The organism is Bradyrhizobium sp. WD16 (genome assembly GCF_024181725.1).
In the GTDB taxonomy this organism is placed as follows: domain Bacteria; phylum Pseudomonadota; class Alphaproteobacteria; order Rhizobiales; family Xanthobacteraceae; genus Bradyrhizobium_A.
Genome location: NZ_CP028908.1, coordinates 4,200,754 through 4,224,053, shown reverse-complemented (window position 1 = coordinate 4,224,053; position 23,300 = coordinate 4,200,754). Strand labels below are relative to the sequence as shown.

The 23,300-nt window shown below is 64.9% G+C and carries 16 protein-coding genes and 1 tRNA gene; 4 read left to right on the top strand and 13 right to left on the bottom strand.

What is annotated here, in order from left to right; all coding sequences use genetic code 11:
* Positions 1 to 30 precede the first annotated feature (30 nt).
* The 6 genes from DB459_RS19590 to DB459_RS19565 all read right to left on the bottom strand — a co-directional run bounded on the left by DB459_RS19590 (position 31) and on the right by DB459_RS19565 (position 8,673).
* On the bottom strand, positions 31 to 3,156 hold the full coding sequence (locus DB459_RS19590; RefSeq protein ID WP_253706911.1) for an efflux RND transporter permease subunit: 3,126 nt from the start codon (positions 3,154 to 3,156) through the stop codon (positions 31 to 33).
* A gap of 7 nt (positions 3,157 to 3,163) precedes the next feature.
* Entirely contained in the window at positions 3,164 to 4,828 is a 1,665-nt protein-coding gene (locus DB459_RS19585; RefSeq protein ID WP_253706910.1) for an efflux RND transporter periplasmic adaptor subunit, read from the bottom strand.
* Positions 4,829 to 4,912: 84 nt separating this feature from the next.
* A complete protein-coding gene (locus DB459_RS19580; protein ID WP_253706909.1) occupies positions 4,913 to 5,383 on the bottom strand; it encodes a hypothetical protein in 471 nt (156 codons plus the stop codon).
* Between the two features lie 86 nt (positions 5,384 to 5,469).
* Complete coding sequence (locus tag DB459_RS19575) at positions 5,470 to 5,787, bottom strand: acylphosphatase (RefSeq protein WP_253706908.1); 318 nt, start codon at positions 5,785 to 5,787, stop codon at positions 5,470 to 5,472.
* Positions 5,784 to 6,650: an oxaloacetate decarboxylase gene (locus tag DB459_RS19570; protein WP_253706907.1), complete on the bottom strand. Its 867-nt coding sequence runs from the start codon at positions 6,648 to 6,650 to the stop codon at positions 5,784 to 5,786. The genes DB459_RS19575 and DB459_RS19570 overlap by 4 nt, the downstream gene beginning before the upstream one ends.
* Positions 6,651 to 6,657: 7 nt before the next feature.
* Complete coding sequence (locus DB459_RS19565; protein WP_253706906.1) at positions 6,658 to 8,673, bottom strand: acetyl/propionyl/methylcrotonyl-CoA carboxylase subunit alpha; 2,016 nt, start codon at positions 8,671 to 8,673, stop codon at positions 6,658 to 6,660.
* 138 nt (positions 8,674 to 8,811) lie between these two features.
* Here DB459_RS19565 and DB459_RS19560 point away from each other — a divergent pair, with 138 nt between their 5' ends.
* Positions 8,812 to 10,644: an alkaline phosphatase family protein gene (locus DB459_RS19560; RefSeq protein WP_253706905.1), complete on the top strand. Its 1,833-nt coding sequence runs from the start codon at positions 8,812 to 8,814 to the stop codon at positions 10,642 to 10,644.
* Between the two features lie 75 nt (positions 10,645 to 10,719).
* Here the strand turns inward: DB459_RS19560 and DB459_RS19555 are convergent, their stop codons facing one another.
* On the bottom strand, positions 10,720 to 11,307 hold the full coding sequence (locus DB459_RS19555; protein ID WP_253706904.1) for a hypothetical protein: 588 nt from the start codon (positions 11,305 to 11,307) through the stop codon (positions 10,720 to 10,722).
* A gap of 376 nt (positions 11,308 to 11,683) precedes the next feature.
* On the opposite strand from DB459_RS19555, the gene DB459_RS19550 reads away from it, so the two are divergent.
* On the top strand, positions 11,684 to 12,346 hold the full coding sequence (locus tag DB459_RS19550; RefSeq protein WP_253706903.1) for a peroxiredoxin: 663 nt from the start codon (positions 11,684 to 11,686) through the stop codon (positions 12,344 to 12,346).
* Positions 12,347 to 12,519: 173 nt separating this feature from the next.
* Positions 12,520 to 13,965 carry a deoxyribodipyrimidine photo-lyase gene (locus tag DB459_RS19545; protein ID WP_253706902.1) on the top strand — a complete coding sequence of 482 codons (1,446 nt, stop codon included), beginning with the start codon at positions 12,520 to 12,522 and terminating at the stop codon, positions 13,963 to 13,965.
* A gap of 120 nt (positions 13,966 to 14,085) precedes the next feature.
* Here the strand turns inward: DB459_RS19545 and DB459_RS19540 are convergent, their stop codons facing one another.
* Positions 14,086 to 14,532 carry a hypothetical protein gene (locus tag DB459_RS19540; RefSeq protein WP_253706901.1) on the bottom strand — a complete coding sequence of 149 codons (447 nt, stop codon included), beginning with the start codon at positions 14,530 to 14,532 and terminating at the stop codon, positions 14,086 to 14,088.
* Between the two features lie 285 nt (positions 14,533 to 14,817).
* Positions 14,818 to 17,058: a PQQ-dependent dehydrogenase, methanol/ethanol family gene (locus tag DB459_RS19535; RefSeq protein WP_253706900.1), complete on the bottom strand. Its 2,241-nt coding sequence runs from the start codon at positions 17,056 to 17,058 to the stop codon at positions 14,818 to 14,820.
* 426 nt (positions 17,059 to 17,484) lie between these two features.
* Here DB459_RS19535 and DB459_RS19530 point away from each other — a divergent pair.
* A tRNA-Arg gene (locus tag DB459_RS19530) sits at positions 17,485 to 17,561 on the top strand.
* Between the two features lie 242 nt (positions 17,562 to 17,803).
* On the opposite strand, the gene DB459_RS19525 is transcribed toward DB459_RS19530, so the two are convergent.
* From DB459_RS19525 to DB459_RS19510, 4 genes are read right to left on the bottom strand one after another with little or no spacing between them, the layout of a single operon-like run.
* Entirely contained in the window at positions 17,804 to 18,046 is a 243-nt protein-coding gene (locus tag DB459_RS19525) for a hypothetical protein (protein WP_253706899.1), read from the bottom strand.
* A gap of 33 nt (positions 18,047 to 18,079) precedes the next feature.
* The gene (locus DB459_RS19520; protein ID WP_253706898.1) at positions 18,080 to 19,372 is read right to left on the bottom strand and encodes a glycoside hydrolase family 130 protein; all 1,293 of its coding nucleotides are present in this window, start codon (positions 19,370 to 19,372) and stop codon (positions 18,080 to 18,082) included.
* Positions 19,373 to 19,405: 33 nt separating this feature from the next.
* Positions 19,406 to 21,691, bottom strand: a complete 2,286-nt coding sequence (locus DB459_RS19515) for a glycosyltransferase family 4 protein (RefSeq protein WP_253706897.1) — start codon at positions 21,689 to 21,691, stop codon at positions 19,406 to 19,408.
* Positions 21,688 to 22,623 (bottom strand): class I mannose-6-phosphate isomerase, encoded by a 936-nt coding sequence (locus DB459_RS19510; protein WP_253706896.1) that lies wholly within the window; start codon positions 22,621 to 22,623, stop codon positions 21,688 to 21,690. Before DB459_RS19510 ends, DB459_RS19515 begins: the two co-directional genes overlap by 4 nt.
* Positions 22,624 to 23,300 lie beyond the last annotated feature (677 nt).

The window sequence follows — 23,300 nt, the reverse complement described above, 5'->3', positions numbered from 1 at the left end:
TCCTTTTTGTTCGACAAGCGAGGGTGATGGTCAGAATGCCTGCGCCGGACGCGCGGCACCGCTCGCCGGTTCGGCCAGCGGCGCAAGGTGCTTGATCGCCCGCCCACCGAAGCGGGCGAACAGGACCGGGGTCAGGAAGGAATCAAGCAGCGTCGCACTGATCAGCCCGCCGAAGATCGTCACCGCGACCGGATGCAGGATCTCCTTGCCCGGGGTCGCCGCGTCCCACAGCAGCGGCACCAGGGCAACGCCGGCGGACAGCGCCGTCATCAGCACCGGCGTCAGCCGCTCGAGACTGCCGCGGACGATCAGCTCGCGGCCGAACGGCACGCCTTCCTGCAGCGACAGGTTGATGTAGTGGCTGATCTTGAGGATCCCGTTGCGCGCGGCGATGCCGGTCAGGGTGATGAAACCGATCATGCTGGCGACCGACAGCGGCTGCCCCGCGAGATAGAGCGCGATCACCGCCCCGATCAGGGCGAGCGGCAGATTGCCCATGATGATCAGCGACAGCGCCACCGACCGGTAGCGGCTGTAGAGAATGGCGAAGATCAGCGCGAGCGAGACCACCGAAAGGACGCCAATGGTTCGCGTCGCCTCTTCCTGGGCCTGGAAAGTGCCTTCGAGGCTGGTGAAATAGCCCTCGGGCAACTTCGTCTTCTCGACCTCGCCCCGGATCGCCTTGACGATCTGCGCCATGTCGGCATGGCCATCTGTATTGGCAAGGACGACAAGCCGCCTGCGACCGTTCTCCCGCAGGATCTGGTTGGGCCCGTCGGTTTCCTTGATGTCGGCGAGCTGGCGCGCCGGAATCCAGCCCGACGGCGTCTCGATCAACAGGTCGCCAAGCTTGTCCGTGGTGCGGGCGCTGTCGGGCAGCCGCATCACCACGTCGAAGCGGCGATAGCCGTCGACAACCCGGCTGACGACGCGGCCGCTGGAGAGCCGGCTGAGATAGTCGACGATGGCGCCGGGCTGCACGCCGTAAAGCGCGGCGCGCTGGTAGTCGACCCGGATCTCGAGCTGCGGAATCCGCACCTGCTTCTCGACCTGCAGGTCCGCGATGCCTGGAATGCGGGCCAGACGGCCACGCAGTTCCTCGGCGGTGCTGCGCAGAGCGTCGAGATCGTCGCCGAAGACCTTCAGCGCGATTTCCGCCCGGACGCCGGACAGCATGTGGTCGAGCCGGTGCGAGATCGGCTGACCGACATTGACGGCGAGCGGCAGGAGCGCGAGGCGGCTGCGGATGTCGGCGACGATCTCCGGCTTGCCGCGCGTCGTCGGCCGCATTTCGACCTCGATCTCCGAGGAGTGCACGCCTTCAGCATGTTCGTCGAGCTCGGCGCGGCCGGTCCGCCGCCCGACAGCCGCGACGTCAGGCACCTCGAGGATGAGCCGTTCGGCGATCAGGCCGACACGGTTCGATTCGGTGAGGCTGACGCCCGGGTTGAACAACAGGTTGATGGTGAAGCTGCCCTCGTTGAACGGCGGCAGGAAGGCCCGCGGCAGCGTGAAGGCGCCGGCGACCGCCAGCGCTACCGCAAGTCCGGCACCGGCCACCAAGATGCGACCGTGGCCGAGCGCCGCCGACAGCAGACGGGCGTAGCCGCGCTTGAGCACGCGAACCAGCGCGCCGTCATGCTCCGCCCTGCCCTTGAGCTTGGGCAGCAGATAATAGGCGAGCACCGGCGTCAGGGTGATCGAGACCAGAAGGCTCGACAGGATCGAGACGATGTAGGCCTCGCCGAGCGGCGTGAACAGGCGGCCTTCGATGCCGCCAAGGGCAAACAGCGGAAGGAACACCAGCACGATGATCATGGTGGCGTAGACGATGCCCGAACGGACCTCCTGTGATGCCGAAACCACCACGTCGAAGACCGGTCGCGGGCGTACGGCAGTGCGGTTCTCGCGCAGCCGCCGCAGGATGTTCTCGACATCGACCACCGCGTCGTCGACCAGTTCGCCGATGGCGATGGCGAGGCCGCCCAGCGTCATGGTGTTGATGGACAGCCCCGCCAGCTTGAAGATCACGGCGGTTGTCAGGATCGACAGCGGAATGGCGATCAGCGAGATCGCCGTGGTCCGCCAGTTGAGCAGGAAGGCGAACAGCACCGCCGCGACGACGATGGCGGCTTCGACCAGCACGCGCTGGAGATTGTGGATCGAGGTCTCGATGAAATCGGCCTGACGGAACAGGATCTGGTCGGCCTGCACGCCCGCGGGCAGACTGCGCGAGAGTTCGGTCAGCGCGCTTTCCAGCGACCTCGTCAGCGTGATGGTATCGACATTGGGCTGCTTCTCCACCGAGACGATCACCGCCGGCTTGCCCTGATAGCCGGCATCGCCGCGCTTGGTCTTGGGTGCGAAGGCCACACTGGCGACCTGGCTGAGATAGACCGGCCGGCCGCCGATCTTGGTGACGACGATATTGCGCAGATCGTCGAGGCTGGTGCTGCGACCGATGTTGCGGATCAGATATTCGCGTGAATTGAGGTCGGTGAAACCGCCGCCGCTGTTGGTGCCGAACTGCGCCAGCGCCCGCTCGACCTGATCATAGGACACGCCGAGCGCCCGCATCGCCGCGGTCTGCGGTGCCACCCGGTACTGCCGGACCTCGCCGCCGATCGGGATCACCTGGGCGACGCCGGGAATGCCGAGGAGCCGCGGTCGGACGGTAAAATCGGCGATCTCGCGCAATTCCATCGGCGACAGGCGGTCGCTGCTCAGCGCCACCAGCTCGATCTGGCCCATGATCGAGCTCATCGGTCCGAGCTGCGGCACCGTGTTGGCGGGCAGCTGATCGCGGGCCGCCGCCAGCTTCTCGGCGACGAGTTGGCGATTGCGGTAGATATCGGTGTCCCAGTTGAATTCGACGTAGACGATCGACAGGCCGACGCCTGACACCGAACGGACCCGGCTGACGCCGGGCACGCCGTTCATCTGCGTCTCGATGGGAAAGGTGACGAGCTGCTCCACCTCGGGCGGCGCCAGCCCCTCCGACTCGGTCATGATGGTGACCGTCGGCCGGTTGAGGTCGGGGAAGACATCGACCGGCAGCCGCTGAATGGTGACGAGTCCGAGGATGATCAGCGCGACGCTGAGCGCCAGGACCAGCAAGCGGTTGCGCAACGACTGGGTGACGAGAAACGTGAACATCGCGCCCTCACCGCACCTGATTGAGGAGTTCGGCGCCCTGCACCACCACCCGACGGCCGCCCTCGAGACCGGCGAGGATCAGCACCCGATCGCCGTCAAGCGGCTCGACCCGCACCGGGCGAGCCTCGAAGCGCTCGGCGCCGACGTGGTCGAAGACGAAGTCCTGGCCATTGGCGTTGCGCACCACCGCGGTGCGCGGCAGGGCGATGCCCTTGCGCTCGTCGGGCTTGCTCACCAGCACGGTGACGAACTGGCCCGCGCGCAGGCCGCCCGCCTCGCCGTCGATGGCGAAATGGACAGGCACGCTCTGGCTGCGATCGGCGAAGCCGGCGCCGCGGAAGGACAGCGGCAGCGTCGCGCCGGACGAGGTCTGCGCGCTGGCGGCCATGGTATCCGCGACGGCGTCATAGCTGAGCGCCTCGACCCAGAGCTTGTTGGGGTCGATGACCTGGAAGATTACGGCGTTGGCCTGGGCCACCTGCCCCGCCACCGGATTGCCGTCGGCGATGATGCCGGAGACCGGCGCGGTCAGCGCCTCGGACTCGCGGCGGGCACGATCGAGCGAGGTGCGACGATCCCGCAGGCCCTGCAGCTCCAGCCGCGCCTCTTCGAGCTGGGTCTGCGTCGCCGCGCCGCTCGGCACGAGATATTCGTAGCGGGCCACGCGGCGCTCGACGATGGCGATCTGCTGGTCGAGCTCGCCCTGGCGCTGGCGCATGTCGGAGCGGTCGATGGCCTGGAGCGGCGGGGTGACATAGGCGAGCACGTCGCCAGCCTTCACCTGCGTGCCGAGACGCGGGAAGCCGCCGGGCGGCGGCGACAGCCGACCGGCGATCGCAGCCTGGACGAAGCCGCTGGCATTCGGATCGGGGATGATGCGGCCCGGCAGCTCGATGGCGCGGCGATGGCTGCCGCTCGCAGCAATCACGGTACGGACCTCGAAGATCCGCTGCAGCGGTTTTGGCACATAGATGCTGCCGTCCGGCAGCCGCCGTGCCAGCGGCCCCGCCACCGAGGCCGCGGCCACGCCGCCGTGCTCATCGTCACCGTGATCCTCACCGCCGTGGGCGAAGCCCTGCCGCGGCGCCAAGATCACACCTGCGAGCAACGCCAGCGCGAGGATGGCGGCGCCGCGTCGCCAGAGGATGCGGCCGAGCGCCAGCCCCAGCACGATGCCGATGCCCAGCATCACTGCGGCGAGCGGCTGGAGGATCGTCGTGCTCGCCAGTGCGAGCTGCGCCGGCGCACCCGCGGCAGGCTCCGGAACACCGATGCTCAATGGCAGAACGTCGGTGGTGCCGGCGGCCTGGACCGTGGCGATCAGATCGTAATGCCCGGGCTTCTTGAGAAACTCACCTTCAAGCCGATAGGGCTGGCCGGCGGCGGCCTGCGCCTTGCGTGCGCCTTCGGGGGTCTCGATCTCGATCGAAGCGCCTTCCACCGGGGCGTTGGTGGCGTAGGCATCGAGATAGATATCGAGGCCGCCACCACGCGGCAGCGCCACCAGCTCGAATTGATCGGAGGCGCTTTCCGCGCCCGCCGGGACTGCGGTGGCGACCGCCGCCGGGGCCTCGTCCTGATGGTCATGGCCCTCATGGGCCTGTGTCGTTCCGATCGCAGATGCGATCGTCACCACCACCGCGACCAGCGCAGCAGCAAACCGGGATGACATGGATGGAATCCTTCACCTTGAAACGAGTGTTCGCGCGGCGTGGCGCATTGCGAGCATCGCAATGGGCAACGGCCGTGAGTTCGTTCAGACGAAGGATCGAGGAGGCCGGCGCGGACCGTCGGCAGGCAGGCTGGCCATCGGCCGGCTATCCGCTACACCGAGCTTCAGAGCCGCCTGCGGCGGCAGCAACGGCGACGCCGCTGTCGCGACCGCGGACGAGCCGGCACAGTTGGCGCCGACGCAGCAGCCCACCATGCAGTGATCAAGCCCGGCGCCTTGATCGGCCGCGGTCTCGGCACGGGCCGTCACTTGTTGGGGGGGCTGGATGTGATGGTGAGCAACCCGAGCGGGCCCCTCCTGGCGGTCGGGCATCTGATCGGCGACGATCGCGGCGACCACGTTCTTGTCGGCGAGCATATGATGGCCGGACGGCGCGACGGGCGCAGGACCAGCAGCAACCGGCGCTGCATGATGATGGTCGGCATGGGCCTCGGCCAATGACGGCGCAACGAGCAGCGCGATCAGCATGACCGCTGCGCCCATCATTCCGAGCATGGTGCCGACCGGTTTCATCGCCCTAAAAATAAGTCTTGGTCCGGCAACGTCAATCATGGCCGGTCCCGCCGACCTCTCAGAGCCGATCAAAGTGTTGGAAGTACGGCAAAAAATTCGCCGCGCGGCCGCAGGTCAAGAAGTGCCTGCGTACCTGTGCGGACTTCGAGGGAAGCGACCTTGGCCAGCGGCGGACCGCGGCGAAGCGATTCGATCACCTCCCCGACGACCTCTTCGGATCCGGCCAGCGCGGCCTCGACCGAACCGTCGCGGCGGTTGCGGACCCAGCCGGCGAGATCATGGTCCTGGGCGATGCCGGCGACGAAGGCGCGATAACCGACGCCCTGCACGCGGCCGCGAACCTCGAGGTGGCGGATGATGTCGCCGCCCTGGCCGCCCGCCGTCATGGCCGGCCACCGAGCCACCGGGCGACGCGCGCTTTCATCTCGGCCTCGCGCGTCACCTGCCTGGTCAGCTCCGCCGCGGGCAGCCCGGCGAGGTCCTTCGGCTTCCTGCCCTCGCGCAGCGCCTTGAGCGTGGCATGGACCGCCGCGATCGCAGCGGCGATCGGCGCATGGCCCTGATTGGCGATGCGGACGCGGTGGGCGGCGAGGAAGGCGTCGTCGTCGAGATCGCCGTCGACGGTGCCGAGCATGATCGGCAGACGGGTTGCCGCGGCGATGGCAGCGAGTTCATCGCGGCGCCTGAGCCCGGTGAAGAACAGCGCATCAACGCCGGCCCCCTCGTAAGCCCTGGCGCGGACGATGGCGTCGTCCAGCGAGGTGATCGAAGCGGCGCCGGTCCGGCCGAAGATGACGAGCGAGCGATCGTTGCGGCCGTCGATCGCCGCTTCGATCTTGCCGACGCCCTCATCGAGGGAAATCAGTTGCGGCTTCGCCTCGCCGTAGTGCTGCGGCAGCAGCGTATCCTCGATGGTGAGCGCCGCGGCGCCGGCGGCCTCGAGTTCCTGCACGGTGCGGCGGACATTGAGCGCATTGCCGTAGCCGTGATCGGCGTCGACCATCACCGGCAGACGGCCGGCGCGGGTGATGCGGCGGACCTGCTCGGCGAGTTCGCTCAAGGTGATCAGCACGAGGTCGGGATCGCCGAGGATGGCAAGCGAGGCCGCAGAGCCGCCGAGGATCCCGATCTCGAAGCCGAGGTCCTCGGCAATGCGCGCCGACAGCGCATCGTAGACAGAGCCGGGCCGTACAACGGCACGGCCGGCGAGAACGGCGCGGAAGGCCTCGCGACGCTCCTGCACGATCATGACAGCCTCACGCGAATTCGAGGATCAGGGCATCGACCGCCAGCGTCGCCCCCGGCTTGGCATGCACCGTCTTGACGACACCGTCGCGCTCGGCCCGCAGCACGTTCTGCATCTTCATGGCTTCCACCACCGCCAGCGTCTCGCCGGCCTTGACCTCCTGCCCTTCGGCGACGTCGATGGAAATGACGAGGCCCGGCATCGGACAGAGCAGTTTCTTGCCGGTGTCGCTGCCGCTGTTGATCGGCATCAGCCGCGCCGCCTCGGCCTCGCCTGCGGTGAACACCCGAACTTCGACCTCGAAGCCGTGATGCGCGAGACGGAAGCCGTTCGGTATGTTGCGGACCTGGACCGAGATCGGACGGCCGTCGAAGCTGCCGTGCCAGACGCCGTCGCCGGGCGTCCAGTCGGACACGAGATGATGCGCCGCGCCGACCGCGCCGCAGGCTTCGATGAAGCGGACCACGATGGCCTCGCCGTCGCGGGCGACGTCGAGCGCCAACTCCTGGCGATTGAGCCACACCGCCCGGCGTCGCTCGCGGAATACGGCGCGGCCGGGCATCTGGCCCGAGATCTTCCGCTTGCGCTCGCCGAGGATGTGGTCGACGGCGGCGCCGACCGCGGCGATGCGCTGCGCCGACAACCCGTCTGGCTCAGGCAGGTGAAACCCTTGAGGATATTCCTCGGCGATGAAGCCGGTGGACAATTCGCCCTTGCGCCAGCGCGGGTGATGCATCAGCGCCGACAGGAACGGAATGTTGTGACGGATGCCGTCGATGTAGAATGCATCAAGTGCCGCCGTCTGCGCCTCGATGGCCGCAGCGCGGGATGGCGCATGGGTGACGAGCTTGGCGATCATCGGATCGTAATAGATCGAGATCTCGCCGCCCTCCTCGACGCCGGTGTCGTTGCGCACGGTGATGCCGTCGCGGCTGACTTCCGCCGGCGGCCGGTATTTCACCAGGCGACCGATCGAGGGCAGGAAGTTGCGCAGCGGATCTTCCGCATAGACCCGCGACTCCACCGCCCAGCCGGTCATCACCACCTCGCTCTGCGAGATGGTGAGCCGCTCGCCCGCCGCAACACGGATCATCTGTTCGACGAGATCGATGCCGGTGACGAGTTCGGTCACCGGATGCTCGACCTGCAGACGGGTGTTCATTTCCAGGAAATAGAAGCTCTTGTCCTGCCCGGCCACGAATTCGACGGTGCCGGCGCTGTCGTAATGCACCGCCTTGGCGAGCGCCACCGCCTGTTCACCCATCTGGCGGCGCGTCGCGTCGTCGATCAGGGGCGACGGCGCCTCTTCGATGACCTTCTGGTTGCGTCGCTGCACCGAGCATTCGCGCTCGCCGAGATAGATGACATTGCCGTGCTTGTCGCCGAGCACCTGGATCTCGATATGGCGCGGCTCGACGATGAACTTCTCGATGAAGACGCGGTCGTCGCCGAACGAGGCCTTGGCCTCGGCGCGAGCCAGCTTGAAGCCTTCGGCGACTTCGGCCTTGCTGCGGGCGATGCGCATGCCCTTGCCGCCGCCGCCGGCGGAGGCCTTGATCATCACCGGATAGCCGATCTCATCGGCGATCCGCACCGCATGAGCGTCATCCTCGATGATGCCGAGATAGCCCGGCACAGTGGACACCTTGGCCTTGGCCGCGGCCTTCTTGGATTCGATCTTGTCGCCCATGGCGGCGATGGCGCCGGGATTGGGGCCGATGAAGACGATGCCGGCATCGGCCAGCGCCCGCGGGAAGGCCTCGCGTTCGGACAGGAAACCGTAGCCCGGATGCACCGCCTCGGCGCCGGTCCGACGGCAGGCCTCGACAATGCGTGCGATCTGCAGATAACTTTCAGCGGCTTGGGGCGGGCCGATCAGCACGGCCTCATCGGCCATTTCGACATGGACCGCATCCTTGTCCGCCTCCGAATAGACGGCGACCGTCTCGATGCCCATGCGGCGAGCGGTCTTCATGATACGACAGGCGATCTCGCCCCGGTTGGCGATCAGGATCCGTTTGAACATGCGCTCTTCTTTGGCAAATCGAGTTGGCGTTATCCCCCGCACGGAATTTGCCGACTGGCGCCGCACGGGCTCCTGTAACAATTCCATCACACCGCCCCCCTATAGCGTGAAAATCCGCCAACCGGGAAAGAGAAATTGATGCATATGCGGCTCCTCAGCCTTGCTGCAGGGCTTTTGACGTTGGTCGTATCCGCGGCCCCGGCCGATGCCGGCCAGGGACGCAACGTGATCCTTTTCGTGCCCGACGGGTTGCGGGCGCTCAAGGTCACGCCGCAGACCGCACCGGCGATGGCGGAGCTGCGTGACAAGGGCGTCAATTTCGCCAATTCCCATTCGCTGTTTCCGACCTTCACCATGCCGAACGCCTCGGCCATGGCCGCCGGCCACTATTTCGGCGACAGCGGCGTCTTCAGCAACACGATTTATACTGGCTATCCGGTCGGCCCGTCGGGCGGCAGCGTGACGCCGTTCATCGAGAATGATCCGGTGCTCGGCGACATCGACGAGCATTTCGGCGGCAACTACCTCAACGAGGAAACCGTCCTCAAACTCGCCCGCAGCGCCGGCTATTCCACCGCCGCGGTCGGCAAGCTCGGCCCGGCGCTGATGTTCGATCACACCGAGCGCACGGGCGGCGCCACCATCACCATCGACGACCAGACCGGCACGCCGGCGGGCATTCCCCTCTCAAACGAGATCAAGTCCGCGCTCACCACCGCCGGCCTGCCGACTGCGGCACCGTCGCGCGGCGACAACGGCAAGGCGGGCGATTTCAAGACCGCGGGCACCACCACCGCCAACGCCACCCAGCAGAAGTTCTTTACCGACGCCGTGACCAAGGCAATCCTGCCGATGTTCAAGGCGCGCGGCAAACCCTTCGTGCTGGTGCTGTGGTCGCGCGACCCCGATGGCTCGCAGCACAACCAGGGCGACAGTCTCGGCGCGGTGACGCCGGGCATCAACGGTCCCACCTCCCTTGCTGCGATCAAGAATGCGGACGACAACCTCGCCCAGCTGCGCCAGGCGCTCAAGGATCTCAGTCTCGAGGCCTCGACCAACATCGTCGTCTCGGCAGACCACGGCTTCTCGACCATCTCCAAGGAAAGCGCGACCAGCGCTGCCGCCAAGGCAAGCTATAGCGACGTCCGTCCGGACTCGCTGCCGCCGGGCTTCGTCGCGCTCGACCTCGCCAAGGCGCTTGCCCTGCCGCTGTTCGACCCCGACAGCAAGAATACCAAGATCGAGGCCAATGCCTACCCGCGTTTGGGCAATGGCCTGATCGGCACCGACCCGGCCAAGCCGGAGGTCGTGGTCGCCGCCAATGGCGGTTCGGACCTGATCTATCTCGGCCGAAAGGACCGCCGATTGGCGCGCCGGATCGTTGCGGCACTGCTGGAGCAGGACTATGTCAGCGGCATCTTCGTCGATGACGATCTCGCGCCAATCCCGGGCACGCTGCGGTTGTCGTCGATCAGCCTGAAAGGCAAGGCGCGCACGCCGCACCCCGCGATCGTGGTGAATTTCCGCAGCTATGATACCGGCTGCGAACAACCAGTGCTGTGCACGGTCGAAGTCTCCGACACGCGCCTGCAGCAGGGTCAGGGCATGCACGGCAATTTCGCCCGCTCCGACACCCAGAATTTCATGGCGGCGATCGGACCGGACTTCAAGGCCGGCTATGTCGACAACCTGCCGGTGAGCAATGCAGACGTCGGCATGACGCTGGCGCGCCTGCTCGACCTCAAGCCGCCGGCCAAGGGCGAACTGGTCGGTCGGGTGATCACGGAGGCAATGCCGAATGGCGCAACGCCGCGCGCTTTCACCGGCACCCTGGCAGGCGTTCGCGCCGAAAACGGCCTGCGCACCGTGCTGCACTTCCAGCGCATACGCTCGCAGCGCTACTACGATGTCGCCGGCTTCCCCGACCGCACCGTCGGGCTCGATGCCGGCGGCAAGTCGACCCAGCGCTGAACTGAAAAAAGGCTGCCCTCTGGACCGCCTTTTCTCATGTTGGCAATTCGCCGAGTCCGTCCGAAACGGTGAGGTTCAGAGCGCGAGGTCGGTAAAGGCGGGCAGCGATTGCGCCAGCGGCAGCGCCGCGGCCGCTCCCGCCAGGCCGGCAACCATCGCGCCGAGCTTGCGGTTGCCGTGACGTTTGCCGCGCATCTGCGCCGCGATCCATTCGAGCACATCGACGCTGATGTCGGCGGCCCGCGCCGGCGCCCAGCTTTCGATGGCGGTGTCGGGGGCCAGGGCAACCGCGCGCGGCGGCACCGGCAGACCCGACGCCGCAGCGGCATGATGCACCACGGCTTTGGCGAGAAGATCGTCAAACCGGCCATTATCGACCCGCTCGGTCGCGGCCGCATCGATCTGGAACAGCGCCTCGGCCTCGGCACGGCTCACCGGCTGCCGGGCGACGGCGGTTGCGGTGAGAATGCGCTCGCACCAGGCGGCGTCGTCCCGGTCGAGCGAGCGCGAGAAATGGACCCGGCCGGCCGTGGTGGGCCCCTCGCCGGTCAGCACGCCGTCGCGGACATAGGCTAGCGCGCGGGCCGTGATGTCGCGATCGGCGACAGGCGAGGTCTCGATGGTATCGATCAGGTCGGCAAGGCTTCCTGCAAGGGCAGACATAAGACTTCTCATTCACTGCTTCACGGACCAGCATTTCCATGCTGCCCATGAATCAAAGGTTAACAAAACGTGTTTTCCACCGCGGCAATGCGACAGATTACGGTTAAGTCGCCTGCGCCATCGCGGGGGTTCAGGTGATCCCAACCGCGGCCGGCGGCGATGAGGCGTGACCGGGGAGAATTCGCGGCAGCAAGTCACGACCCTGGGAAGATGTTGTTACCAGGAACGCTATGGCAGCAAAGCCATGCTTAAAACGGCCAATCCAAGGCAAGTTTATTGTCCTTTTGCCGCCCCCGTTCCGGTCGCCGCAGAGCGGCGCTATACATTCATCGAGGGTTCATCAACCTGAATACCTGAATAAATAAGAGAGGCGGACATGAGTGCATTCACCATCGGCGCCACCGCGCCGGATTTCGAAGCCGAGACCACCGAGGGCCGCATCAAGTTTCACGACTGGATCGGCAATGGCTGGGCCCTGCTGTTCTCCCATCCCAAGGACTTCACCCCGGTCTGCACCACCGAACTCGGCGCGCTGGCGCGCCTCAAGCCGGAATTTGACAAGCGGGGCGTCAAGCTGATCGGGCTCAGCGTCGACCCGGTCGAAAACCACAAGCTGTGGGCGGAAGACATCAGGGAGACGCAGGGCGCTGCGCCGAACTATCCGATCATCGGCGACACCGACCTGCACGTCTCCAAGCTCTACGGCATGCTTCCCGCGGAAACCGCCGGCGGCGCCCAAGGCCGCACCGCCGCCGACAACGCCACGGTGCGCACCGTCTTCATCGTTGGCCCTGACAAGAAGGTCAAACTGGCGCTGGCCTATCCGATGACCACCGGCCGCAATTTCCAGGAACTGCTGCGCGCCATCGACTCGCTGCAGCTCACCGCCAAGCACCGCGTCGCCACCCCGGCCGATTGGCAGCAGGGTCAGGACGTGATCATCGCCGGCTCGGTGAGCGACGAGGAGGCCAAGAGCATCTATCCGAACGGCTGGAAGGCGCCGAAGCCGTACCTGCGCATCGTGCCGCAGCCGAAGTAATACGCTCCTCGCCGAGCAAATGAAAAGAAAACCGCCGGCTGGAAAGCCGGCGTTTTTCATTCGAGCATTCGATCGAGGGTGGCGATGTACCTCGTCCGACTGAGCTGCGTTCAAGCCATTGCCAATCGCGAACGACGCCTTCAGTCTGTTGCTTCCTCTGCAACGGCTCCTGCATGCCCGCCTCCCCAGTCATGGTCTGGTTCCGCGACGATCTGCGCCTGTCCGATCACGCGGCGCTGACGGCGGCGGCTGCGCGCGGCGCGCCGCTGATCTGCCTTTATATTCTCGACGAGACTTCCGCTGCTCCGCTGCGACGGCCGTTCGGCGGCGCATCACGCTGGTGGCTGGCGCAGTCGCTGCGCGCGCTTCAACGCGATCTTGTCGCGCGCGGAGCGAGCCTGACCCTGAGGCGTGGTGCCGCCCCCGAGGTGATCGCCGCGCTGATGCACGAAGCCGGCGTCAGCGAGGTCTTTTGGAACGAGATCGACAGCGCCAGCGAAGCGCGCCTTGCTGACGACGTCGCGGCGGCGATCGCGCGCCAGGGCGGCGCTTGGAAGAGCTATCCCGGCGATCTCCTGGTGCGCCCGGCCGATCTGCGCAGCAAGGATGGACGGGGTTTGAGGGTCTTCACCCCCTTCTGGAAGCGCGTGCTTGCGCTCGGCGCCCCCCCACGGCCGCTCGCCGCCCCGGCGCGCCTTCCGCCCTCGCCCGCGCTTGCAAGCGAGCGCCTCGAAGACTTGGGTCTCGAACCACATCATCCGGACTGGGCCAGCGGCCTGCGCGCCGTCTGGCGTGCCGGCGAAGCGGCGGCGAAGGCGCGGCTCGACGAATTCCTCACCTCGACGATCGCCGGCTATGCGCAGGATCGCGACCGCCTCGACCGCGAGGCCACCTCGCGCCTGTCGCCGCATTTGCGCTTTGGCGAAATCAGCCCGCGTCAGGTCTGGCATGCCGCGCGCTTTGCCGGCGCCGAGCATCCGGCGCTGGCGCGCGACATCGACAAGTTTCAAAGTGAGCTCGGCTGGCGGGAATTCAGCCGTCATCTGCTTTACGACCATCCGGCGCTGGCGACCAACAACCTGAACACGGGCTTCGCTGCATTTCCCTGGCGCGACGACGTCGCCGCATTGCGCGCCTGGCAGCGCGGCCGCACTGGCTATCCCATCGTCGATGCCGCCATGCGCCAGCTCCGGCGCACCGGCGCCATGCCCAACCGCGCTCGCATGGTGGTCGCCTCGTTCCTGGTCAAGCACCTGATGATCGACTGGCGCGAGGGCGAGGCCTGGTTCTGGGACACCTTGGTCGATGCCGATCCCGCCTCCAATCCGGCAAGCTGGCAATGGGTCGCCGGCTGCGGCGCCGATGCCGCGCCCTATTTCCGCATCTTCAATCCGGTGCTGCAGGGCGAGAAGTTCGATCCCGAAGGGCGCTATGTCGCGCGCTGGCTGCCGGAGCTGTCGAAGCTGCCGTCCAGCGCAATCCACAAGCCATGGACGGCGACGCCGCTTGACCTCGCCGCAGCCGGCATCAAGCTCGGCGAGACCTATCCGCTGCCGATCGTCGACCACGCCGCGAGCCGTGCGCGCGCGCTCGCCGCTTACGCACATATCCGGCGCTGAGCGCGCGAGTGCCCGGCCCAGGCCGACGGACAATGATCGCGCAACCTGCGCTGTTGTCGTGACACGGCGTACTCGACCACCCGCTTGCACGGCTGGCGACTGAGCTGAGTGTGAGGCGTCTCAGAAGTCCTCAGGACACGGGTCGACGATCTTCCACAGATCGACGCCGTTCTTGATCTTCTTCATTTCCGTCGTGAGGCCACCGTTGCGGCGGATCCAGTCCTTCACCGAGCTCGGGTAATAGGACATCAGGTCGGAGGTGCCCTCGTAGCTCGTCACCTTGATTCCGAAGGTGAAGGCCTTGTCGTAATAAGCCTGATGGAAGCCGAGGCTGGCGCGGGGCGTGACGCAGATCTTGTTCATCGGCACGATGCCGAACACCAGCGTGCAGGCCGAATTGCAGATGCCGTCGATGATGACGCGCTGGCCGGTCTTGCGGATATGCTCGTATTTCGCCTTGTACTCCTCGACATAGCCGCCGTGATCACGGGTGATGTGGAGATCGGCCCGCGCCGAGGTGGCGAGAAGCATCAACGGGATCACGATGGCGGCAAGGCGTATGGGCATTCGGCACAAAGACTGTGATGCGGCCCGCGTCGGGAGGCAGGTGGTCCGATTCCAACATTCGCATCCCTTTCGGGCAGCAGCGAATGTCAGATCCTCTCCACCAGCGGGACCATAACCAAGACTCTGGCGTTAGTGTGTTGGAAAATCGTTAAGCATGACGCGCCCTCGGCGCGAAGCCGCACACCACCTGTAAATACTTGAAATAACGCCTCTTTTCGGCAGACCCTACGGCCCGCAGAGACATCTGCGGCGCGGCGGGAAGACGCCGCGCCACAGAATTGCGCGCTACTTCGTCGCCGCCGCTGAGCCGGCCGTCGCGCCAGCTCCCGCCGGGGTGGCATCGGCAGCCTTGGGCCGGATCGCGTCAGCGGTGCCCTGGATGAAGGCGATGATCTTGGTGACATCGCTCTCGCTCAGCTTGCCGGTGAAGTCCGGCATGCCCTGGGACTTGAAGGGACCGTTGAAGACGATGTCCTTCAGATTGGCGATCTCATTGGGATCGACGTAGCCGAGGTTGCGAACATTGCCCCCCTTGTCGACGCCGGGCACGCCATGACAGGTGGCGCAGGCCGAGACGTAGAGCAGCGTGCCGGGACCGACGTCAGCAGGGTCGTATTTCACCCCCGAGATCAGGCCGGACATCTGGTACCTGGTGAAGGCCGGCAGCGGCGCCTTGCCGTCGACGGCGAAGGTATAGACCGTGCCGGGACTCGCCAGCTCCGTGGCGCGCTGGCTGAGGCCGAAGACCCCACCCCAGCCGACCGCCACCGAGACATACTGCTTGCCGTCGACGAGATAGGTCGAGGCCGCAGCGACAACGCCGGTGCCGGTCGGCGACTCCCACAGCTTCTCGCCGTTATCTGCACTGTAGGCGATGAAGCGGCCGTCGGCGGTGCCCTGGAAAACGAGATTGCCGGCGGTGGTGAGCGTGCCGCCGTTCCACGGCGAGACATAGTCCTTGCGCCAGACTTCCTTCTGCTTGACCGGATCCCAGGCGATCAGCCGGCCGAAGGGCATGCTCTTCGGCGGAGCGACATTGAGGCCGAAGCCGAGATTCCATCCGGTCACGCCGCCGAATTCGCCGGGCTGATTGCCATTGTGCTTCCACTTCGGCTCACCGGTGAGATTGACCGGCACGTTCTGCGCCGGCAGGTAGACGAGGCCGGTCTTGGGATTGAACGACATCGGATGCCAGTTATGGGCGCCGTACGGTCCCGGAATGCTGTCGAACGACTTGTCGGACGAGCGCGCCTCCGCCACCTCGAGCGGGCGGCCGCTGGCGTCATAACCGGTCGCCCAGTTCACATCGACGAAGTTCTTCGCTGAGATGAACTTGCCGTTGGTGCGGTCGATGACGAAGAAGAAGCCGTTCTTCGGCGCATGCAGGATCACCTTGCGCGGCTTGCCGTCGATCTTGATGTCGGCGAGGATCATCGGCTGCGTCGAGGTGTAGTCCCAATTGTCGCCCGGCGTCTCCTGATAGTGCCATTTGTATTTTCCGGTCGTGGCGTCGAGCGCGACGATCGAGGCGAGATAGAGATTGTCGCCGCCGGCGGGGCTGCGGACGCGGCGATTCCACGGCGCTCCATTGCCGGTGCCGATATAGACGAGATTCAGTTCGGGATCGAAGGTGATCGTATCCCACGAGGCGCCACCGCCGCCGTTGACCCAGTATTTGCCGGCCGGGTCCCAGGTCTTGGCCGCCGCCTTCATCGATGCGTCTTCGAACGGCTTGCCTGGATCGCCGGGCACCACGAACCAGCGCCAGGCCTGGGCGCCGGTTTCGGCGTCATAGGCGGTGACATAGCCGCGGACGCCGTATTCGGAGCCGCCATTGCCGATGATCACCTTGCCGTTTACGATCCGCGGCGCCCCGGTGATGGTGTAGGAATGGGAGTGATCGATAATCGTATCCTTCTCCCAGATCTTCTTGCCGGTGACCGCGTCGAGCGCGGTCAGCCGGCCGTCATAGGCGCCGACATAGATCTTGCCCTTCCACAGCGCGACGCCGCGATTAACCACGTCGCAGCACCCTTTGTAGCCGATGTCGCGCGGCACGACGGGATCGTAGGTCCACAGCTTCTTGCCGCTGCGCACGTCGATCGCATGGACGACGCTCCACGACGCGCTGACGTACATGATGCCATCGACCACGATCGGCGTCGCCTCGACACCGCGGGACGATTCCAGATTGTAGGACCACACCAGCCCGAGGCGCTTGACGTTGTCGGCATTGATCTGGTCAAGTTTGCTGTAGCGGGTCTCGCCATAATCGAGGCCGACCGTCGGCCAGTCAGCCGAGGTCGCCGCATTGGCCCGAATGAATTTGCCGTCGACCGCTGATGTGACCGCTTTGACATGCTCCGGCGAGCCTTTCGGCGCCTTCTGCGCCGAGGCGGGAGCGACAGCGAACAGCAGTGCGGCCGAAATTGCGCCACCCAGAAGAGCCGAGCGCCGCGCGTGCAATTGCCAGTTGTGACGAGAATACGCGGCGTCGTTGCGTGCGGCGCGGTGCGTGCAGATCATCTTCATCCTCCCAAACCAGACCGCTAACGGGCCTTGCGGTATGATGGTGATCAAGGTCTCGCCGTCAGTCAATGGGGGTGACGCTGGTTGCAACCGAAGCTGCGTGGTCTCGGCGTTGAACCATCGTGACGGAACAGATACCCGCCGACAGGAGCGAGGCGGCGTACCGATTTCGACAAAAGATCTTGAGCTCTCGACAAACTACAAACGATCCGAAAGCTCCTCTCGCATCGCGACGAAACCTTAGCCGGAGGAGCGCGCCGCAGTACATCTAAAGCGGCACCTCTAGATGTAACGATCGACCGGCGATGGACCGCCCCGCCGCCCGAAAGACCGTCCCGGCGGAACAAAAAATGGAGGATCGCTGCCCCTGCTTGCCGAAAAGGACTGGCAATCGTGCGCTTCATGGCTATTGTGGCGGCGCACGCGCTCGTAGCTCAGCTGGATAGAGCATCGGATTTCGATTCCGAGGGTCGGGAGTTCGAATCTCTCCGAGCGCGCCAAGGCCAGCTTTGTCCGGCTCTTGAGACTTCTCCACAACGATCATTAAAGCGCTGAAACCCCTTTGTTTAAAGGAACTTCGAGCGTTTCCACGACGTTGTCACACTCTTGCCCCGCCTTCCTGCTCGGCCACCCCTTGGCATATCCCCTGTCGCGAGTTGGGATCTTGCTTGTCAGACAAGTGTCCCCTGTCGGCCTCGTTGATGCGCGATACCATCAGCCATTTCGGCGCCGACGATCGACCTCAGTCGAAAGCCGGCGGCAGCGCGCCCTGCCGGAAGATAATCGTCGGCTCGTCGTCATAGTCACCCGTCTCCGGATCGCCGGCGGATGAGAAGGCAATGACGCCCACTTTGCTCAACGCCAGTCTCTCGGCCGTGCGACGCGCGCCCGTTTCCGTCTTGCAGACGATCGGAGCATCGGCTTTCAGGCTTCCTCCCCGGCCGGCGTCGAACGCCTGAACGAAATAGCTTGTCTCGCGGGCCATGGCCTGTCCTTCACTCGTCGAGCAATTCCCGGATCAGGACATTGCCTGCATCAGCGCAGAAATCTTCATCGTCGCAAAATTGGAGAAGGTGTCAGACACGGCGTACGGCAAAATGATCAGGTCGTCGTGCCGCATTGCTCCGCAAGTATAGACCACGTTCGGAACGTATCCTTCGCGCTCCGATGGCTCGGCTCGCAACAACGGTTCGCTTGAACGCGCCAACACCCTGGACGGGTCGCGTTTGTCCAGCAGTACCGCGCCGATCGAATATTTCCTGACCGGGCCTACTCCATGCGTCAGCAGCAGCCAGCCTTCGTCCAGTTCAATGGGCGATCCACAGTTGCCGATCTGTACGAACTCCCAGGGATATTGCGGCTTCAAGATCGCCTGGCCGCCCTCCCATCTGTACAGGTCGTCCGAATAGACCAGATAGAGATTCTCGTTATCCTGTCGCGCAATCATGACGTATTTGCCGTCGATCCTGTGCGGGAACAGCGCCATACCCTTGTTGCGCGCAGCAGCGCCATGCAGCGGTGACATTCGAAACGAGAGGAAGTCGCTGGTCTCGATCAATTCCGATCGAATCGCACTCCCGTTATAGGCGGTATAGGTCGCGTAATAGATTTTCCGGTCGCCGTCGGTAAACTCGACAAAGCGGGCGTCTTCGATGCCGTGCGCCTGGGATTCTGTTATCGGGAAAATGACGCGTTCACTTATGTCTTGATCCGGCTTGAACACAACCTCAACCTCGTCGCCGATGGGTCCTGGTTTCCGACATCTCACCTGGGGACTTGAAGCGAGCCGAGCCGTCGGATCGACCGCAAGACTGCCATCAGTTGCGACCGTGCCGGCGCGAAACGTCAGCGACGAAACGTGTCCTTCGCCGACGGCACGGAGGCTGAGGATGAAGCGCAGGCTGCCCGCCGCAGCGCCCGACTGATCAGGGTGCGGTACGATGCTGGGATTGAACAGCGCCGACGCTTCGAACGAATACTCGTTCATGAAGTAGGCACCGATGAGCTGGCGCTGGACTTTGGAAAAACGACAGTGGGCCGTGAGCGCCTCCTCCATCTCGTCGGCGCGGAGCTCGAAGGTCTCCAGCAGGTTGCGATGCCGGCCCTGGAAGTTCTCCAGCACGTCCGCCAGTTGGGCGGCCGCGGCCAGCGGATCGAGATTGAGAACACGCTCGACGATATGATTGGCGCGCGTCTTGTCGGTCGGATTGAGATCTCGCGGTTCGGTCGCCGGCTTGAACCGGCGCACGATCACGCGGGCGGGGTCGGGACGCAGATAGAGAGCCTGCCGATTGAGAAACGTGGTTTGCAAGGGCGCTCTCTGTTCGCCTGAGCGAACGCTGGATCAAGCACCGATGGCGCATAGCGCCACCGGACTTGCCGGGTTGATATTGACGCGCGCAAGCTGACGAATCTCAGCAAGCGCCAGAAGATAGGACACCACCGACTCGCCCCCGCAATTCTCATTGGCGCGATCGGGATGTAATCCATCGCGGCAACTACCGGTCTCGGGGTCGGCAAGCGCAATCGACAGGTCGTTGCTGCCGAGAAACCAGGAGAAAACGCCGGTTGCGATCGTCTTCCACTCGGCATCGTCGTCCGCGCGCCACGCCGTCAGGCAGGCCGCGATCGTTGCGGTGGCCTCCACCGGCTGCTGATCGAACGCGCGCGGACGTTTTCGCAATTCACCAAAACCGGCCGTGCCGACCGGACGGAAATGGCCCAACGAAGTCGTTTGTTGTGCCATCAACCAACGCAGGGATCTCAGCCCGGCGTCGACATAAACGGATGTCTGCGTCGCCAAACCTGTGACGATCAAGGCCTGCGGCAAGCGCGCGTTATCGTAGGCGAGGCCTTCCTCGAACCACTGCCAATCCGGCTTCTCGACCGTGGCCAGGCCCGACATCAGCCTTTCGGCAAGGACGCAACGGATGTCCTGGGCGCGACCGTCATCGGGAACCGCGGCGCAGTACCCGTCAAGACCCAGCAGGGTGAACGCCAATGCACGAGGGGAACGGAACTCCTCCACAACCGGCAGAGCCTGGATGAACAACATCCGCGCCCATCGACGCCGCGGCAGGCTGGCGTCTTTCCGCGCGCACTCGCCCAACGCCCACAACGTCCGGCCGTGACTGTCCTCCGAACCGCTGTTTTCAAGCCAGGTCCGGTTGAAACCCATGAAGTTGCGAAATCGCCCGGTATCAGGATTCCACGCGTGCTGCACAAAGGCGGCGAAGCGCGCAGTCAGCGCGTCCGAAATGGGCCGCTCGCCAGGTTCATTGAGCGCGCAAGCCAACAGCAAGGCGCGGGCATTGTCGTCCACGCAATAGCCGTGCGCGCGATCGGGGACCGCATGCACAGCGTGCTGGAGCAGGCCGGTATCGTCGCACATCGACAGAAAATGACCTAGTCGCATGTCGGGCGCTGTCGCGGGGCTGAGCGACGGGATCGCATCAGGCTCGACGCGCGCGATCAGTTTCAGCCGGTGACCTTGCCGCGCATGCTCGAAAACGCTCAAGTAACGCGCGGCGGTACGCTCCCACGTCATCGACCGGCTGGCGGCATAGGCTCGTTCCCGCATGCCCTGCCGGCGGGGTTCGTCAGTGAGCAATTGCGCAATTTCGCTGCCGATCCCCGCCGCGTCGCCAAAGCCAACCAGAACGCCGCGCCCATCGGCCAGCAACTCGCGCGCATGCCAATAGGGCGTCGAGACGACCGGTTTGCCGAGCCCGAAGCTGTAGGCCAGCGTGCCCGACGTCATCTGCGCCTCATTGAGGTAAGGCGTGACGTAGACGTCGCACATTGAAATGAACTCGAGCAGCGTGGCCTGGTCAACGAACTGGTCGAGAAAGACGACGTGATCCTCGACGCCGAGGTCTCGCACCCTCGCCGACAGGCTCTCGCGATAGGCTTCGCCCTGATCGCGGACCAGATTGGGATGCGTCGCGCCGAGCACGACATAAACCGCATCCGGCCGCTGTTGCAAAATCGACGGCATGGCGTCGATCATCACCTCGATGCCCTTGCTCGGCGACAACAGCCCGAAAGTCAGAATGACGGAGCGGCCGCTGAAGCCCAATCTCGCCTTTGCCATGTCCGGAGCGACGAATGGAAAGTCGGGGATGCCGTGGGCGATGACCTCGATCTTCTCGTGCGGCACCCGATAGAGGCTGTGCAGCAGCTCCCTCGCCTTGTCGGCCATCACCACGACCTTCCCGGACGCATCGACGATTCGCTCCGTTACCGTGCGCTGGATCGCGGTAGGCTCGTCCAGCACAGTATGCAGAGTGGTGACGAGGGGTATCGTAAGACGCGACAGCAACTCGAGAATGTGGCCGCCAGCGGCACCGCCGAAAATCCCGAATTCGTGCTGCAGGCACGCGATGTCGAATCGAGCATTCAGCGAAGCTGCCGCGCGCACATAGTCCTGGAGGTTGTCGTCCCTGATCTGCAGGGCAACCGAAGCAGGATAGTCATAGGCCTGATTATGGTCGGTCATCGCCACCACACAGGTTTGAAGCAGCGGCCTGGCGTCCGATATCGCGCGTTGCAGATCGGTCGTGAACGTTGCGATTCCGCAGCGGCGAGGTAACGAATTGCCGATCAGCGCGATCCTGCGGGGCGGCGTCACGTCTGCGCCTCGGCCATCGCTGTCCGTTGCGGATCATCGGCCGCGGCCGGTTGAAAGAGCTGGGTCGATGGCTCGCAGAGCCTCTGCAAAAGCGCCTCGGCCGGCCGATTCGCTGGATACGCGATCAAGGCGGTCAATCCGTTGACGCCAACCTCGATGCTGGAGCGGCCGCCACCGGCGAAGATCGCCTCTCCGGTCGAAATCATCGCCAATCCGATCTCCGCATGGCCATCGAGAACAAGAATCCAGGTTTCCGGCTCCGCGATCAACGCCCAGCTCGAACCCGCCTGCAGTTCAACCCGCTCGACGACGAAATGTCGACTGGCAACAAGAGCCGTCCGTTCGTCCGTCAGGTGGATCGGCTTGGCTGGAGGTCGAAGCGGCCAGGGGGCGGCAACGGCGACGCCGTCGTCGATGTGCAGTTCACGTCCTCTGCCATAGTCGAACAGACGAAACGTGATGTCGCTACGCTGCTGAATTTCGGCCAGCACGATGCCGGCGCCCACGGCGTGGATCGTGCCTGCCGGAATGAAGAAGGCATCGCCCTTCGCAACCGGACGCCATTGAACCAGTTCAACGATCGAACCGTTCCCGATCGACGCCCGCAGCTCCTGCGGCGTCACCCGGCGCGTCAATCCAATGCCAATCTGCGCACCCGGTTCTGCCGAGATGATGTACCACGCCTCGCTCTTGCCGTTCGCCATCCCCATTGCGCGCGCAAAAGTGTCGTCCGGATGAACCTGGATGGACAACGGCCCGCTTGTGAACAACAGCTTGAGCAGCAGCGCGGGGACAGCGGCGTTCTTGTCGGACCGCTCGAACCAGAGCTCACCCACCGCGTCGAGCGTACCGTCGATGCTGCTCCATGGCTGGAGATCGCTTACTCCCCAGGGCTTTGGCATGGCCCGCACGGCAGCATGTTCAATGGGCATAGGTTGTCCTGACCCGTGACGCGCACGTCGAAGTGACGTGCCGTTGGTTGATATCGTGCTTGGGATCGGTGTGGCTAAGGCGTCGCGTCAGCGGACACGCCGTATTGCTGGCGACTTCTGACCTTATCAATCACATGGGTACTCAGCCGCCCGATAGCAAACTTTGCGCGTTGCATAGAGCGGAACCGCATCTATAGCCATCGCCTTGGCGATTTCTCTCGACATCCCGCAAGAATGAGCGTCTGCTGAAAAAGTGCCGTTCGCCCTTGGCTGTTATCGGCAACCGAGAGCTTTGGACTCTCGCCAAAATCCGATCCAGAATAGCCCGGTCCGACTGGATCTAGCGCTCGCGCAGCCTGAGCGCCCGAGTTGGCGCCCGCCTTACCGTGGCGACGTCAAAGCCGGGTCCAGGCATCACGACCGTTGTCAGCGTGGAGCTGGGGGCCGCCCGCCTACCAGACTGCGCGGAGACCGCCCTTCCCTTCCCAGCGAACGACGTGGTGTCGTCACTCATGCTGGTCGCTTCACCGGAAGCGAATAGCGCGACGCGGCCGAACTGCCAGTCGAACCCGGCACCGGCAAACAGGCCGACGACATTGTTCTTGGCGTCGCGGCAACGAAATTCCGCCCGAGCAGGATGACGTTGACCGCGGGATCGCCGATACGCTGCCGCGCCA